The organism is Vicinamibacterales bacterium (assembly GCA_035699745.1).
GTDB lineage: Bacteria > Acidobacteriota > Vicinamibacteria > Vicinamibacterales > 2-12-FULL-66-21 > JAICSD01.
Genome location: DASSPH010000099.1, coordinates 48061 through 64342, shown reverse-complemented (window position 1 = coordinate 64342; position 16282 = coordinate 48061). Strand labels below are relative to the sequence as shown.

Below are 16282 nucleotides of genomic sequence, written 5' to 3'. Positions count from 1 at the left end.
GTCATGCCACCGCTTCACCGGCGCCGGCGGCGAGCTGCCGCACGGCGCGCAAATCCACCTTGCCGCTCCCGAGCGTCGGGATCGCGTCTATGAACCGGAGGTCTTCGCGTTTCGGGATCCACAGCCGGGGCAGCTCGCTCCGGCACAGCCGCTCCCACAGCTCCGCGGCCGCCAGCGCCGGATCCGTGAAGAACGCGACCAGCCGCTCGCCGCGGGCGTCGTCGGACACGGCGGTCACCGCGCAGGCGAACTGCGGATCCAGCAGAGCCTGGATCTGCTCCTCGAGCTTCATGTGCGGCACCATTTCCCCCGCAATCTTGCTGAACCGCGACACGCGATCCGTGATGCGGATGAACCCGTCCTCGTCCATGCACGCGATGTCCCCGGTCGCATACCATCCGTCGCGGATCGCCTCCGCGGTCCGCTCGGCCTCGCCGATGTAGCCCTGCATCCGGTTCGGGCCGGCGACCAGCAGCAGACCGTCGCGCCCGATCAGCGGCCCTTCGCCGGTCTCGAGGTCGACGACCTTCGCGACGACGCCGGGCAGCGGATGCCCCACGGTCCCGGCGCGCGTCGCGCGCTGGTGCTGGCCGTCGTCGTGCACGTCGGGCGCGTTCACGGCGACGACCGGCGACATCTCCGTGCAGCCGTAGCCTTCCAGCAGGGTGATGCCGAAGCGCTCCTTGAACGCGGCCGCGATCGGCTCACGCAGCTTCTCGGCGCCGGCGAGCGCGTACCGCACGTGGGCGAACTGCTCCGGCCGGCACTTGCGGACGTAGGACGCGTAGAAGGTCGGCGTGCTCACGAGGATCGTGCCGCGGTGCTTCGCGGCGATCTCGCCGACGGCCTTCCCGTCCATCGGGTTGGGGTGATACGCCGCGCCGAACCCCTGGACCATCGGCAGCCACAGCGTGATCGAAAAGCCGAACGAATGAAAGAAGGGCAGCACACCCACGATGACGTCGTCCTCGCGCAACTGGAAGACCTGCGCGACGGCGTCGGTGTTGGCGAGGATGTTGGCGTGGCTCAGCATCACCCCTTTCGGCATGCCGGTGCTGCCGCTCGAAAAGACGATCGTGGCGAGCGCCCCGGAGTCGCCGTCGCGCGAGTAGATGCGCGAGAGCAGCGCCGGGGGCAATACGCGCGCGGCGGCGAAGACCGCCGCTTTTCTGAAGGCCGGGACGCCCGCGATCACATCCTCGAGGAAGACCATGCCGGCCATCGGCGCGAGATCCGCCCTGGCGAGGAACGTGCGTGAGGTCACGATGGTGCGGATGCCGCAGCGTTCGATCGCCGCGCTCATCGCAGCAGGGCCGGCGGTGAAGTTCAGGTTGACCGACGTCTTGCCGGCGATCGCGATCGCGATGTTGGTCAGCGCGCCGCCCACCGAGGCAGGCAGCAGCACGCCGACGTTGGGCTCCGCCTCCCTGGTTCGCCGCAGCCAGCGCGAGAGCAGGAGCGCGGCCGTCAGGGCGCGGCCGTATGTCAGCTCACGCGTGGCGGAGTCGGCCATGCAGAAGGCGCCCCAGCGGCGTTTCGCGGACGCGATGAACGCGCGGCCGAGGGTCTCGCGCGATCGGCGCCGCAGCGACGTCGCCTGCGCCCCCACCGTCATCAGCGCCACGCGCACCTCGGCGGCAGGCGTCGCCGGCGGCAGCGGCGGGCCGAATGCGACCGTCACCGGATAGGGAAGGCGCGCGGGCCATTTCCAGAGGAATCGTCCCCCCTTGAAGCTGAAGACGCTGCCCCAGACCCGATCCAGGTACACCGGGACGATCGGCACGTCGAGCCCGTCGACGATCCGCTCCAGGCCCCGCTTGAAGGGGAGCAGATTCCCGGTGCGGCTGATCGCTCCCTCCGCGAAGATGCAGACGACGTGCCCGTTGCGGAGTTCGCGCCGCGCCGCTTCGATCGCGCCGACCGCGTCGCGTCCGCCCGCGACCGGGATGGCGTGCAGCATGCGCAGCAGCGGGTTCACCGCCCAATGCTCGTAGTAAGGCTTGTAGACGAGGAACCGCACGAAGCGCTGAATGCACGCACCGACGAGCGCGCCATCCACGTGCGACAGGTGATTGCAGACCAGCAGCGCCGGTCCGCGCGAGGGGACGTGCTCCTGGCCGACGATCCTGATGCGGTAGATGGTGTGCGTCAGCAGCCACAGGCAGAAGCGCAGGAGGAACTCGGGGACGACGGTGAGGACGTAGACGCTGGCCGCCAGCGTCAGCACGCCGAACACCAGCACGATGCGATCCGCCGTGAGGCCGGCGATGTCCCGCGCGAGCCACAGTGCGGCGGAGGCACCGACGATCGCCGCCATGTTCAGGAAGTTGTTGGTCGCCATCAGCCGGCCTTTCTCCGTGGCGCCGCTCTTCTGCTGCAGCAGCGCGTTCAGCGGCACGGCGAAGAGGCCCCCGAAGAATCCGACCATGGTCAGGTTGAACGCAGCGAGCGCGAACGAGGCCGTGGACTTCGCGAGCAGGATCGCGAACAGCCCCATCCCGATCGAGCCGATCGGCGCGAGTCCCAGTTCGACCTTGTCGCCGGACAGCCGCCCGGCGGCGAGGCTCCCCGCGGCAATCCCAATCGCGGCGAACGTCGTCAGAATGCCGGTCCAGGTGTCGCTCAGGCCCATGACCTCGGTCCCGAAAAGGATCATCACGAGCTGGAGCAGCGCGCCGAGGAACCAGAAGTACGACAGGCCTGCCACGGTCAGCCACAGCACGCGGCTTTCCCTCAGGCGTGAAACGCCCGCGGCGATCTCGCCGAACGGGTTGCGCGCGAGCCGCGCCGCCGGAGCGGCGGCGGGGACGTGCGGAATGCGCAGGCTCAGCGCCGTGCCGGCGATCGCCACGACGACGACGATGACGCCGATCGCCCACAGACGATCGCGCAGCGTGTCGAAGAGGAAGCCGCCTGCCGCGGTGCCGGCCACGATGGCGACGAACGTGCTCATCTCGAGGATGCCGTTGGCGCGCGACAGATCGCGGTCCGGCAGGATCTCCGGCAGGATGCCGTACTTCGCCGGGCTGAAGAACGTCGCCTGCACCGCGATGAGGAACAGGACGGCGTAGGTCAGCTCCAGCCGGCCGCTGACGAACGCGATCAGCCCGAGGCCGGCGGCCATCACCTCGAGCGACTTCGTCACCACGAGGACGCGCCGCTTGCTGTAGACGTCGGCGAGCTGCCCCGCATAACCGGAGAACAGCAGGAAGGGCAGGATGAAGACCACGCCGACCAGCGACAGCTGCCGTCCGGCGTGAGCCCCGCCGGCCGCGTGGACGGCGAGCATCGACACGACGATCTTGAACAGATTGTCGTTGAACGCGCCGAGGAACTGCGTCCACAGGAACGGCTGCAGACCCGGGCGTCCGAGCGTATGTCGATAACCGTGCATGAGCACTCCTGCCAGGACGAAGTCGGAAGACGGAAACAAGACTGGCTTATCGTCCGCCTTCCGGTACGCGCTGTCCTGAGCGAAGCGTGAGAAACCCTGAGGAGTTATCGGGCGCGGTCGGCCAGGCGCTTCATGACGGCGCTAAGTGCCTTGTGTTCAGTGTGTTGCCTTAGAAATGGCTCCGCCGGCAGCCACCATCCGGTGAACCCCGGCGGCGCGGCGTCGACGGTTCGGTCGAGCAGAGACGCCGCCTCGTCGACGCGGCCGAGCGCGGCGAGGGCGATGCCGCGCGTGAGCGGCCGCGCGATCGCTGCCGGATCGAACGGTCTGCCGGCCGCCACCGCCAGACCGGTTTCCGCGAGCGGTTCGTGCGGGTAGTGGGCGAGCGCCGCCTCGAACGCACGGGCCGCGTCGGCGGATCGCCCGAGGCGCAGCAGCGCGGCCCCCTGTCCGACGTGCGCGTGCATGGTGTACTCGCGGCCGTACAGCCGGTGCGGCGCGGCGAGGGCGCGTTCACGGTCGAACTCCACGATGGCGTCGCTCGTGTCGTCCTGCGCGAGGCGGACGAGCCCGAGCAGCCAGTGCAGGCCGAGCGCGGGGTAGCGCTCGCCGCGCCCGATCTGCCGATCCTGAATCGCGGCGCCATGGCGCAGCACCCGCTCGGCTTCGGTGAGCTGTCCGCGGGCCACGTGCACCATCGCGGACTGGAAGTAGGCGAAGGCGAACTCCGGGTAGAGCGCCAGGGTCGCGGCTCCGGCGCGCAGCCGCTCTTCCCCCCAGGACGCGTGCCCGAGACGGAACAGATGGCGCCAGTTGCCGGGCTCGAGCGCAACGGCGCGGCGGGCCGCCTTGATCGCGCCCGCGGTGTCGTGGGCGCTCACCAGGATCAGCGCGAGCGTGCCGTGCGCCTCGGCCAGCGCGTCATCGAGCTGCACCGCCCGCCGGCCGTGCGCGATCGCGCGATCGAGCAGGTCGCGCGCCGGGTCCGCGTCGGCGCGCGTCGCCTCGTAGGACGCGAACTCCGCATTGGCGAGCCCGTTGTAGGCGAGCGCATAACCCGGGTCGATCGCCACCGCGCGCTCGAAGTCGCGGATCGCGCGCGGCAGTTCGCGGACGTCGAGCGTCTCGACGCGCAGCCAGCCCTCCATCACCGCGCGATAGGCTTCGAGGCTCGGCGTCTCGCGCCGCGCCGGCGCCGCCGCGCCTCGGGCCGCGAGCCCGAGTTCGGACGCGAACTGCGACGCGACTTCGTCCTGCAGCGCGAAGATCGCGTCGAGCCGGCCGTCGACCTTGGCGTCGGCGACGGCTTCGCCGCTGACGACGTCCACGACGCGAGCGGTGATGCGGATGCGATCGCCGGCGGTCTGGAAGCTGCCGATGACGGCGCGCCTCACCTGCAGCGCCGCGGCGACCGCCTGGAGCGATCCTCCGGCGGTCCGTACCGCCTCGAGCACGCGCCAGCGATCGACCACGCGGAACGTGCCGAGCGCGCGCAGATCCGCGCTCACCGTCTCGGCGATTCCCGCCGACAGCCACGCGGCATCGGCATCGCCGGTCACGTTGGTGAAGTCGAGGACCGCGATGCCGCGATCGTCGATCGCCGCGGCCGCGGCGCCGGGCGGAGCCGGCGTCGTCTCGGCAGGCGCGACCGGCGCCACGAACCGGTATCCGCGCCGCGCCACGGTCTTGATGTAGCGCGGCGCCGCGGCGTCGTCTCCCAGCGCCTGCCGGAGTTCGGAGACCGCCTGCGTCAGCGCATTGTCAGTGACGTTGGCGTCGGGCCACAGCGCGTCGAGCAGGTCTTCCTTGGTGACCAGCTCGCCGGCGTGATCGACGAGATGGATGAGCAGATCGAGCAGCTTCGGCGTGAGATCGACGGGGGCGCCATCGCGGGTGACCCGATAGGCGGCGCGATCGACCGTGAACGGACCGAACCGGTGTGACGTGTGCGGCAACGAGGCATTTTAAAGCGTCCCGCATTCAGCTGCGGCTGCCGGCTGCCGGCTACCGGTTACCGGTTACCGGTTACCGGTTACCGGCCACCGGCTACCGGCCATCAGATCGTGCGGCCGACTCGTTCCTGAAGCCGCTCGCGGTAGCCGCGGCTCAAGGTGAGGCGCGTGCCGTTTTTCAGGAACACGACGTACTCGCCGTTGAACCAGGGCTGCAGCTCGCGCACCTGCTCGATGTTGACGATGTGGCAGCGGTGGATGCGGACGAACATGTCGGGCGAGAGCTTCGCCTCGACGGCGTTCATGGTCTCGCGGATCAGATGCGAGTCGGCGCCGACGTGGAGCTTGACGTAGTTTCCCGCCGCCTCGATCCAGTCGATCTCGGCGGTGCGGACGAAGAAGATGCGGCCGCCGGACTTGACCACGAAACGGTCGGTGCGGGCGCGCGCCGGCTTCAGGTCCTGGACGATGGCGGCGAGGCGGCGCTCGATGTCGCCGCCGTTGCTGCGGCTGATCTGCGCCCGGGCGCGGGCCAGGGCCTCGCGGAAGCGCTCGCGATCGAACGGCTTCAGCAGGTAGTCGAGCGCGTGGACGTCGAAGGCGCGCAGCGCGTAGCGGTCGTAGGCGGTGACGAACACCACGAACGGCATCTTGTCGGCGCCGACCGCATCGATGACGTCGAACCCGTCCGCGCCGGGCATCTGCACGTCGAGGAACACCAGATCCGGCTGCAGCGCCAGAATCGATTCCGCGCCGGTGGTGCCGTCGGCGGCCTCGCCGACGACCTCGAACGCGGGCTCGTCTTCCAGCAGGGTGCGGATGCGCTCGCGCGCGAGCGGCTCGTCGTCGACGATGAGAACGCGGGTGCGGGGTGTGGTCGTCATGCTGGTCCTATGCGACGCGGAACGCGGCGGCGGGCTGGCCGGCGACGTTGACGCGCTGGAAAGGAATCTCGATCAGCACCGAGAGTCCGCCGTGTTTGTCCGTGAACTCGAGCCGGTAATGGCGGCCGTAGAGGCAGTCGAGCCGGGCGCGCGTGTTCGACAGGCCGACGCCGGTGCGCAGCGCCTTCAGCGTCCGCACCTGCAGGCCGCCGCCGTTGTCGCGCACCTGCATCCACAGCCGCCCGTTCTCGCAGCCGGCGGTGATGTGGACGCTGTCGCCGCCGTTGCGGCCGGCGATGCCGTGCTTGATCGCGTTCTCGACGATCGGCTGCAGGATCATCCGCGGCACCTCGCCGTCGAGCGCGTCGGGATCGACGGTCACGCTGACGGTGAGACGATCCTGGAAGCGCGTCTGTTCGATGTCCAGGTACTTCTGCAGGAAATCGATCTCTTCCTTCAGCGAGACCTTCGGCTCGCCGGTGCGATCGAACGTGATCCGCAGCAGATCGCTGAGCCGGCTGATCATGCGGTCGGCCGACTCGGGGTCGCGATGCACGAGCGTGGAGATGGCGTGCAGGGTGTTGAAGAGGAAGTGCGGGTGCAGCTCCGCCTCGAGCGTCTTCAGCCGCGCCTCCACCAGCCGCGTCTCGAGCTGCGCCGCCCGCAGCTTCCGTTCCTGCGACTCGTGGTAGTAGGCGATCGCATGGCTGACGCCGACGATGACCGCGTAGATCATCAGGCTCGCGTCGAGCTGTTCGAAGATCCGGTTCTGGAAGTACCGCGTCCACGGCACGACCGGCGACTTGCCCCCCGCCTCGTACAGCAGGAAGCGCACCGCGATCAGGCCGAGAATGTGCGTGGACGCAAAGGTGAGGGCGCCGACCGCGTGCGCCAGCACGGCGCGCAGCTTGTGCCCGGTGTCGAACGGAAAGCGCCGCGCCGCCCACACCACGGCCGGCATCAGCAGCGCCGGGATGCTCCACAACGCCAGGTTGAGGATCAGCAGCTTGCCCGCCATGATCGTCATGCCGGGCCGCGCGTTGATCTGGGTCTGGCGATACGCCTGCAGGAACGAGAACAGGCCGAGCACCATCACGGCGCCGCAGACCCAGGCCCAGGGGGGCGTCCAGACTTTCCGCATTCGAGCAGTATCCGGACGCGGCGAAAAGTCCGTCAACCCGGCGTTCGTCCGTCCCTCGCTGATGCGGTTGGTCACGGATTTCCGTTGCTTCAGCCCTGGTCGGCCGCGAGCACGATCAACGTCGCGTCGTCCTGCAGCCGGCCGCCGGTGAACGCGGCGACGGCCTCGGCGAGCCGCGCCTGGAGCGCCGGCGCGCTGCACGCGCGATGTTCGATCGCCGCGTCGAGCAGCCGGCCTTCGCCGAACTCTTCGTCGGCGCCGTTGCGCGCCTCGGTCAGACCGTCGGTGAAGAGCACGACGCGATCGCCGGGCGCGGCGGCCACCTGCGCCTGCTCGTAGTCCGCGTCCGCGAGCACGCCGAGCACGGGACCGCCGACGCCGAGACGCTCGACCGACCCGCTGGCGCGCACGAGCATCGGCAGGTAGTGGCCCGCATTGGTGTAATTCAGCACCCCGGCGGCGGCGTCGAGCACGCAGTAGAAGAAGCTGATGAAGCGCCCTTCCGCGATGTTGCCGCACAGGATCCGGTTCACCTGCTGGCACAGCGCGTTGGGCTCGACCGCCTCGGAGGCGAAGGCGCGCACCGCCGCCTGCAGATTCGACATCAGCAGCGCGGCCGGGATGCCCTTGCCGACGACGTCGGCGATGGTGAGGGCGAGCCGCGCCTCGTCGAACCGGATCGCGTCGAAGCAGTCGCCGCCCACCCCCGACGCCGGCTGCCACGACGCGGCAATCTCCCATCCCTCGATCTGCGGCACCTGCTGCGGCAGCAGCCGCTTCTGGATCTTGAGCGCCTCGGCCAGCTCGCGCTGTTCCGCCGCTTCCGCGCGCCGGCGGGCGCGGCCGTTCTCGATCTCCTGCCGAAGCGTCGCCAGCAGGTGGGCGTTGTCCCAGGGCTTCTGCACGAAGTCGCGTACGCCGCGGCGCATCGCCTCGACGGCGAGATCGACGCTGCCCCAGCCCGTCATGACGATCACCGGCAGCAGCCGATCGAGCGCCTGCACCCGCGCCAGCAGATCGATCCCTTCGCGGCCCGACGTCGTGTCGCCGGTGTAGTTCAGATCCATCAGGACGAGATCGAACGGGCGCGACTCGAGCGCGTTGAGCGCCGCTTCCGGCGAGGTCACGGCGTCGTACTCGATCCCCTGGCCTTTGAGCAGCAGCTTGAGCGCGTCGAGCAGGTCCGCTTGATCGTCGGCGATGAGAATCCGGGGCGTCATGTCACACGTTACCGTCATGGGTGCCATCGGGTCGGCGGGGCGGGGGTCCAAAGCGCATGCCATCAGGGTGTTTGACGGAATGTCACGGCGAAACGTGCCTAATGCATTCGCGGCGGACGGGAAGGTGTCCGCTTCCGCACAGTCGCGTCCCGGAAGCGGAGTGCGCCGCGGCTTTCATTGGCGAAACCGGCCTGAAAACGAGCGATCCGGCGGAGGCGTCCGTGGCGCGGCGTTTGCGCTTCCCGAGCGGCATGACCGACGGACTGCTGCACGACCTGCGCTTCGCCTGGCGCGGCCTGCTGCGCGCGCCAGGCTTCGCCGCGATCGCCATCGCGACCCTCGCGCTCGGCATCGGCGCCAACAGCGCGATCTTCACGATCGTCAACGCGGTCGTGCTGCGGCCGCTGCCCTACGCCCAGCCCGATCGGCTGGTGCGGATCACGTCCGATTTCACCGGCCTGGGGGGGACCGACATCGGCCTGTCGCAGCCGGAGTTCCTCGACTACCGCGATCGCAGCGGCCTCTTCGAGGCGGTTGCCGGCGTCTGGGCGATCAACGCCAACCTCACGGAAGTGGACGTGCCCGAGCGCGTGGAAGTGCTGCTTGCGAGCCCGTCGTACTTCGACGTCCTCGGCGTCCGTCCGCAGCTCGGACGGTTGTTCCGGCCGGAGGACGAAGGTCCGGGGATCACCGAGGTCCTCGTGATCAGCGACGCGTTGTGGCGGCGCCGCTTCGCCGGCTCGCCGGCGGCGATCGGCCGCAAGCTGAAGATCGATCAGGACTGGTACACGGTGATCGGCGTGCTGCCGGCGGGGTTCCGCCATCCCGGACGATCGGTGCTGACCGAAGTCGACGTGTGGGCGCCGACCACGTTCGTCGGCAAACCGTTTCCCGATCCGCCGCAGCGCGCCAACTACTTCATCACCGGGGCGATCGCCCGGCTGAAACCGGGCATCGGCGTGGAGGAGGCGCGCCAGCGGCTGGCGCCGATTGCGCAGAGCTTTCGCGACGCCTATCCATCGGTCTATCCGGCGCGCGCGAGCTGGACGCCGCGGCTGGTGCCGCTGCAGGAGGATCTCGTCGGCAGCGTCCGCCCCACGCTGCTGATTCTGTTCGGCGCGGTCGGACTCGTCCTGCTGATCGCCTGCGTGAACATCGCCAATCTGCTGATGGTCCGCGCCGGCTCGCGCCAGCGCGAGCTGGCGGTGCGCCGCGCGCTCGGCGCCTCGAGGGGGCGCCTCGCCCGGCTCCTGCTGATCGAAAGCCTGCTGCTGTCGGCCCTCGGCGGGGCGGTCGGCGCCGTGGCCACCACCTGGCTGCTGACGCTGCTGCTCGCCATCGTGCCCAGCGCGCTGCCGCGCCTTGCCGAGATTCACGTCGACGCCTCCGTCCTCGGTTTCACCGCCGGCGTCTCGATCCTCACCACGCTGCTGTTCGGCGCGCTGCCGTCGCTGCAGTCGTCCCGCGTCGACGTCAACGACGCGCTCAAGGAGGGGACGCGCGGCGGGACCGCCTCGCGCGGCGTGCTGCGCTCCGCGCTGGTGGTCGTCGAAGTCGCGCTCGCGGTGGTGCTGCTCGTCGGCGCCACGCTGCTCGTTCGCAGCTTCTGGCGCCTGCAGCAGGTCGAACTCGGATTCGATCCGGCGAACGTCGTGACGGCGAAGTTGTGGCTGCCGCAGCCCAACGATCCCGACCTCGGGCGCTATTCACACCGCGCCACCGGTCATCAGGCGCGGCTCGCAACCTACCAGGACATCCTGCGCCGGGCCGAGGCGCTGCCCGGCGTCTCCGCGGCCGCGGCCGCCGACACCTTGCCGCTCGACGGGACGCGCAGCTCGGTCGTCTTCACGGCCGAGGGCACCGAAGCGGACGAGCGGTCGAGCGTACCCACGGCCCAATACACGTCGGCGTCGCCGCGCTACTTCGAGGTCATGGGGATTCGCCTGCTCCGCGGCCGCGCGTTCGCCGGTCAGGACGACGCGGCGGCGGCGCCGGTCGTCATCGTCACCGAGTCGATCGCGCGCCGCAGCTGGCCCGGACAGGATCCGATCGGCAAGCGGCTGCATCTCGGCGGGCCGCAAGCCAGAAACCCCTGGCTCACCGTCGTCGGCGTCGTCGACGAGATGCGCACCCGCCGGATCGAGGAAGAGCCGCGGCCGACGATCTACCGTCCGCTGACGCAGCGCAGCGGCCTGGCGCTGTCGCTGGCGTTGAAGACGCAGGCGGATCCGTCACGGCTGGGCGCGCCGCTCGCGGCGGCCGTTCGAGCCGTCGATCCGGATCTGCCGACCTTCGCGGTCCGCACGATGGACGACATGGTGTCGGCGGCAACCGCGTCGCGCCGGTTCTCGACGCAGCTGCTCGCGGCGTTCGCCGGCCTCGCGCTCACGCTTGCGGCGATCGGGATCTATGGTGTGATGGCGTTCGTGGTCGGGCAGCGCACGCGTGAGATCGGCATCCGCATCGCGCTCGGCGCGAGACCGGGCGCAGTCGTGCGCATGGTGCTGGGACAGGCGTTGATGCTGACCGGCGTCGGGCTCGCGGCCGGGCTCGGCGCGGCGGCGCTGCTGTCGCGGGTCGTCGCCGGCCTGCTGTTCGAAGTGCGCCCCACCGACCCGATGACGTATACGCTGATCCCCATGCTGCTGGCCGCGACCGCCGCGTTCGCCGTCTGGCGGCCGGCGCGGCGTGCCGCCGCCGTCGATCCAATCACCGCGTTGAGAAGCGAATGATGCTCACCGAATTCCTCAGGGACCTGCGCTTCGGCGCCCGCCTGCTGCGCCGCAGCCCCGGCTTCACCTTCACCGCGCTCGTGTCGCTGGCGCTCGGCATCGGCGGCGCGACCGCCGTGTTCTCGCTGGTCAACGCCATCGTGCTGCGCCCGCTGCCGGTGCCGGAGCCGGATCAGCTCTACGTCGCGGAGGTGCAGCGGCCCGGCCAGGACCACGGCGAGATCCTGTCGAGCCCGACGTTCCTGGCCGTGCGCGACGCGATGGCGCAGCGCGGCGCCGGCGAGCTGTTTGCCGCCACCAATCCCGCCGGCATGCAGCTTCAGCCCGCCGGCGACGGCAATCCGGTTCGCGGCAGCGTGCAGCTCGTCTCCGGCGAGTACTTCACGGTGCTCCGCCAGCTGCCGCAGGCCGGGCGCCTGCTGAGCGCCGCCGACAACCTGCATCCGGGCGGTCATCCCGTCGCCGTCATCAGCGACGGCTACTGGCGGCGGCGCCTGAACGCGGCGCCCGATGCCGTCGGCCGGCAGCTCGCGATCAACGGCGCGGCATTCACGATCGTCGGCGTCGCGAGCCCGGGGTTCTTCGGCACGACGCTCGCGCTCCGCGCGCCCGACGCCTGGATTCCCTATGCGATGCAGGCAGACGTGCGCTACTCGCAGAACGCCAGCAACAGCGACGACTCGGACCTGCTCAAACCGTGGACGCCGCAGCCCAACATCGAATGGCTCTCCGTGTTCGTGCGGGTGCCGTCCGGCACCTCGGTGAAGCTGGCGTCCGATGCGTTCACCACGGCCTACCGGCAGGAACGCGACAGCCGCCTGGCGGCGAACGCCTCGGCGGACGATCGCAGCGCGCTGCAGCAGCGGCGCGTGGCGCTCAGCAGCGCCTCCGCCGGCGTCTCGTCGCTGCGGCGCGCGGCGGCCCAGCCGCTGTTCGTCCTGCTCGCGATGGTCGGCGTGCTGCTGTTGATCGCGTGCGGCAACGTCGCCGGGCTGCTGCTCTCGCGCGCGGCCGGACGGCAGCGCGAGATCGCGATCCGCCTCTCGCTGGGGGCGGGGCGCAGCCGCGTCGTCCGCCAGCTCGTCGCCGAAAGCCTGCTGCTCGCCGTCGGCGCGGCGCTGCTCGGAATCACCTTTGCCGTGTGGGCGCGCGACGGCCTGCTCGCGCTGATGGTGAACGTCGGCACGACGCCGATCGATCTCGACACCGGGCTCGACCTCCGCGTCCTCGGCTTCTGCCTCGGCGTGTCGGCGTTCACCGGTATCGCCTGCGGCGTGCTGCCCGCGTGGCGGGCGGCGAGCCTGCCGGTCGCCGAATCGCTGAAGCAGCAGACGCGCTCGTCGGTCGGCGCGCACAGCGGACGGCGCGGCCTGCTCATGGGCAAGGTGCTCGTCGCGTCGCAGATGGCGTTCTGCCTGCTGCTGCTGGTCGTCGCCGGCCTGTTCGCCCGCAGCCTCCGCCAGCTGACGCAGATCGACGTCGGCTTCGATCGCGATCGCCTGCTCACCGCGCGGCTCGACGTGCGCGGCGCCGGCTACTCGGCGCCGGAACGGCTGGCGCTGTATCGCCGCCTCACGGACATGGTGAACGCGCTGCCTGGCGTCCGCGGCGCCAGCCTTTCGCTGACCGGACCGATCGGCGGCTCGCAGCGGATCAGCAGTCTCTCCGTCGAGGGCGTGACGGTCGGCCGCGGGGATCGGCTGCGCACCAACGAGGAGATCGTCACGACGGAGTACTTCGAGACCGTCGGGCTGCGGTTGATCGAGGGGCGCCTGTTCGGGCCGCAGGACGCGGTGGCTGGAGGAAAGAACACGATCGTCAACGCCACGATGGCGCGCCGGTTCTTCCCCGGGCAGAGCGCGGTGGGGAAGCGCTGGGGTTATGGCGAGGCCATCGACAAGGACGCCTTCGTCATCATCGGCGTCGTCGAGGACGCGCGCTACGCGCAGGTGCGCCCCCAGCCGCCCAACATGGTGTATCACCTCGTCGACGCGACGCCCGACGACGTGCTCAGCGACCTCGAGGTCCGCACCGATGGTGCGCCGGGAGCGCTCGCGCGCACTGTGCGGGAAACGCTCACGGCGGCGGAGCCGCGGCTGCCCATCGTCGAGGTCGTGCCGCTCGACGACCGGATCGCGCGCGGCGTGTCGCAGGACAGAATGGTGGCGCGGCTGACATCAATGTTCGGCGCCCTGGCATTATTACTTGCCAGTCTGGGCCTCTATGGAACGATTTCATACGGGATCAGCCGCCGGGTGTCGGAGCTCGGGCTCAGGATGGCGCTCGGTGCGGACCGCGGCATGGTGCTGTGGATGGTGCTCCGCGAGGCCCTGGCCCTGGTGCTCGCGGGGGCCGCGATAGGCCTTCCGCTGGCCTTCCTGGCCGGACGCAGCATGCGGTCGCTGCTGTTCAACGTCCAGGCGTTGGACCCGTGGTCGTTCGGGATCGGGGCCGTACTTCTCGTCGCCGTGGCCGCCGTGGCAGCATATTTGCCTGCGTACCGTGCGTCGAGGATCGAGCCGATGGTCGCCCTGGGCCGCTGATGCCTAAACTGCGGCGGCGATCGGCCGATAAAGCCAACAATGATTTGGTTTTTCGAACGGCACGACTCGCGGTTGCTCTACGAGATCCGGCGGCAGGCGGATGGTGACGATTACGAACTTGTCGTCACGTTTCCCGACGGCCGCCAGGAAGTCGAGCATTTCGACGATCCCCACGCCCTGATCGAGCGGTCGCAGCGCCTTCAGGATGCGCTCCGCGCCCAGGGCTGGCAGCCGCCCTCTACCGTGCGCGCGGCCGCACCGCGGACCCCTTCCGCAGCCTGATCGACCCGCCGAACGTCTCCAGATTGACGTCCGCGCTGCCGCTGCCGAGCGTCGCCACGACGCGCCGGCCGCGCCGCGCCTCGCCGGCGTTGTAGCCCTCGAGCGTGAACTCGGTGCTGACGCTCCCTTGATACGTGCGGAACGTGAAGGTCGCGTTTCCCCCCTCGGGCAGCCCAAGCAGGATGTCCCCGTTGTGCGTGCCGAAGCTGTAGTGTCCGCCGTCCGCCAGCCGGCCTTCGTAGACGATGGTGCCGTTCACCGTGGCGGCGTCGACGATCTTCGACTCGATTCCGGTCATCGTGATGCCGCCGTTGACCGTGTCGACCGACAGATCGCCGCTGCTGTCGCGGATGGTGACCTTCTCGTTGACCGACGTCGCGGTGATCTTGCCGCGCGCGTTCGAGATCTGCACTTCTCCCTGCACCGATTTCGCGGTGATGACGCCGGTGCCGCCCTTGACGATGACGTCTCCCTGCACGGTGTCGGCGAACACTTCCGCCTGCGCGCCCTCGATGGTCACGAAGTTGTACGTGCCTTCGATCCGGAGCGGCATCCACGCGGGAGCGGTGATCTCGTAGTCCACTGACGCCGGCCCGCGGCTGCTGCTGGCCGTGATCGACACGCCGCCGCTGGTCGGACGGATGTTGATGCGCGTGCGCGGCTGGTGCCGCGCGACGACGCGCAGCGAATCGCGATCCCACGTCCGCAGGATCACCTCGCCGGCGAAGTTGTTCACCGTCAGCCGCCCGCCCCGCTGGACCGCGATCGTCTCGTCGGTCTGCGGCGCCGGCTGCCGCGCGGGCTGCGCCAGCCCGTCGACGGGGCCCACGGTGAGCGTGAGCGCGAGGATGACTCCGGTCAGCACCATCTAGGTCTTGCCTCCGGCGAGCGCCGTCGCCCGGCGCAGCAGCGCGAGCTTCCGCTGGCGGGCATCGGCGAGATGATTGTTGAGATACACGTTCTCCTGATCCTGGGCGAGCGCGCGCTGCGACTGTTCGATCGCGGCGTCGATTGCTTTCAGATTCGCTTCGAGAACGGCGATCGTCGTCGGATCCATCTGCGATCGCCCGGATTCGAGCGCCTGCTGCAGATCCGCGATCGCCTCGTCGTAGCGCTGATCGGCCACGCCGGCGTTGACGAGCCGCGCCGGCTCGCGCGCTGGATCGCTGGCCGCGACCGGCGGCATCGAGGTGGCGCGTCCTCCGTGGAGCAGCACCCACGTGCCGCCGCCCGACATCACCATCAACGCGAGGCCGGCGGCCACGAGCTGCGGCGCGGTGAACGCGAAGCGGCGTGCCGGCCTGACGTCCCGCGCGGGACCGGCGCTTCGCGCCAGCCGTGGTCCCGCGAGCCGCGTCTCGATGCCCGGCCAGAGGTCCGCCGCCGGCGGCCGCCCGGGCAGACGGCGGGCGCGCTCGACCACGGCCCGCAGCTCCGACAGCGTTGCCGCGCACTCGGGGCACGCCGCGAGATGCGATTCGAGCGCGGCCCGCGCGGCGGGCGTCAACTCGTCGTCCAGGTATTCCGACAGGCGATCGGTCCAGACATCAGCCATTGCCGTTCCTTACGTCAGGTGCCGCCGCAGCATCATCCGCGCGCGGTGCAGCTGCGCTTTCGACGTGCCGGGCGAGATCTCCAGCAGCGAGGCGATCTCGTGATGCTTGTAGCCCTCGACGTCGTGCAGCACGAAGATCTCGCGCGCGCCGTCGGGCAGCTTCTCGAGCGCCGCCTCGAAATCGATGCCGATGTCGCGCGTCTGCGGCGGCGCCGACAGCGTCTCGAAGATCTCCTCGCCGTCGTGCATCCGCGCCCGCCGCGCCTGCTCGGTGCGGAACCGCTCGATGACGACGTTCACCGCCAGGCGGTGCAGCCAGGTCGAGAACGAGGCGTCGCCGCGAAACGTGCCCAGCTTCTGCCACGCGCGCACGAACACGTCCTGCGTGATCTCGTCCGCCTCGCGTCCGCCGGTCATCCGCCGGACGAGCGCGTGCACCCGCGGCAGGTGCGTCCGGTAGAGGTCCTCGAAGGCGCGCACGTCTCCCGCCGCGGCGCGCGCCACGTCGGGAATCGGCTCAGCGGCCGGAACGGAGTCGGCCGGGGACCGCAGCGCGAATGCCTCCAAGCTCCATCCTTA

The 16282-nt window shown here is 70.2% G+C and carries 11 protein-coding genes; 2 read left to right on the top strand and 9 right to left on the bottom strand.

All coding sequences use genetic code 11. The features are described 5' to 3' along the window. Position 1: 1 nt before the first annotated feature. The 5 genes from VFK57_22765 to VFK57_22745 form a co-directional block, all read right to left on the bottom strand. Complete coding sequence (locus VFK57_22765) at positions 2-3394, bottom strand: acyl-[ACP]--phospholipid O-acyltransferase (protein HET7698556.1); 3393 nt, start codon at positions 3392-3394, stop codon at positions 2-4. 104 nt (positions 3395-3498) lie between these two features. Beyond that, the gene (locus tag VFK57_22760) at positions 3499-5349 is read right to left on the bottom strand and encodes a winged helix-turn-helix domain-containing protein (protein HET7698555.1); all 1851 of its coding nucleotides are present in this window, start codon (positions 5347-5349) and stop codon (positions 3499-3501) included. A gap of 101 nt (positions 5350-5450) precedes the next feature. Then, positions 5451-6230 (bottom strand): LytTR family DNA-binding domain-containing protein, encoded by a 780-nt coding sequence (locus VFK57_22755; GenBank protein HET7698554.1) that lies wholly within the window; start codon positions 6228-6230, stop codon positions 5451-5453. Between the two features lie 7 nt (positions 6231-6237). Then, a complete protein-coding gene (locus tag VFK57_22750) occupies positions 6238-7371 on the bottom strand; it encodes a histidine kinase (GenBank protein ID HET7698553.1) in 1134 nt (377 codons plus the stop codon). An 89-nt stretch (positions 7372-7460) separates the two neighbouring features. Next, positions 7461-8591, bottom strand: a complete 1131-nt coding sequence (locus VFK57_22745; GenBank protein HET7698552.1) for a SpoIIE family protein phosphatase — start codon at positions 8589-8591, stop codon at positions 7461-7463. A gap of 221 nt (positions 8592-8812) precedes the next feature. On the opposite strand from VFK57_22745, the gene VFK57_22740 reads away from it, so the two are divergent. Continuing rightward, positions 8813-11323, top strand: a complete 2511-nt coding sequence (locus VFK57_22740; protein ID HET7698551.1) for an ABC transporter permease — start codon at positions 8813-8815, stop codon at positions 11321-11323. Next, positions 11323-13866, top strand: a complete 2544-nt coding sequence (locus VFK57_22735) for an ABC transporter permease (GenBank protein HET7698550.1) — start codon at positions 11323-11325, stop codon at positions 13864-13866. The genes VFK57_22740 and VFK57_22735 overlap by 1 nt, the downstream gene beginning before the upstream one ends. 3 nt (positions 13867-13869) lie before the next feature. On the opposite strand, the gene VFK57_22730 is transcribed toward VFK57_22735, so the two are convergent. From VFK57_22730 to VFK57_22715, 4 genes are all read right to left on the bottom strand, one after another. Next, complete coding sequence (locus VFK57_22730) at positions 13870-14025, bottom strand: hypothetical protein (GenBank protein ID HET7698549.1); 156 nt, start codon at positions 14023-14025, stop codon at positions 13870-13872. Positions 14026-14104: 79 nt separating this feature from the next. Next, entirely contained in the window at positions 14105-15016 is a 912-nt protein-coding gene (locus VFK57_22725; protein ID HET7698548.1) for a hypothetical protein, read from the bottom strand. Then, positions 15017-15703, bottom strand: a complete 687-nt coding sequence (locus VFK57_22720) for a zf-HC2 domain-containing protein (GenBank protein ID HET7698547.1) — start codon at positions 15701-15703, stop codon at positions 15017-15019. It lies immediately after the preceding gene. Positions 15704-15712: 9 nt separating this feature from the next. Next, positions 15713-16270: an RNA polymerase sigma factor gene (locus VFK57_22715; protein HET7698546.1), complete on the bottom strand. Its 558-nt coding sequence runs from the start codon at positions 16268-16270 to the stop codon at positions 15713-15715. Positions 16271-16282: the final 12 nt, after the last annotated feature.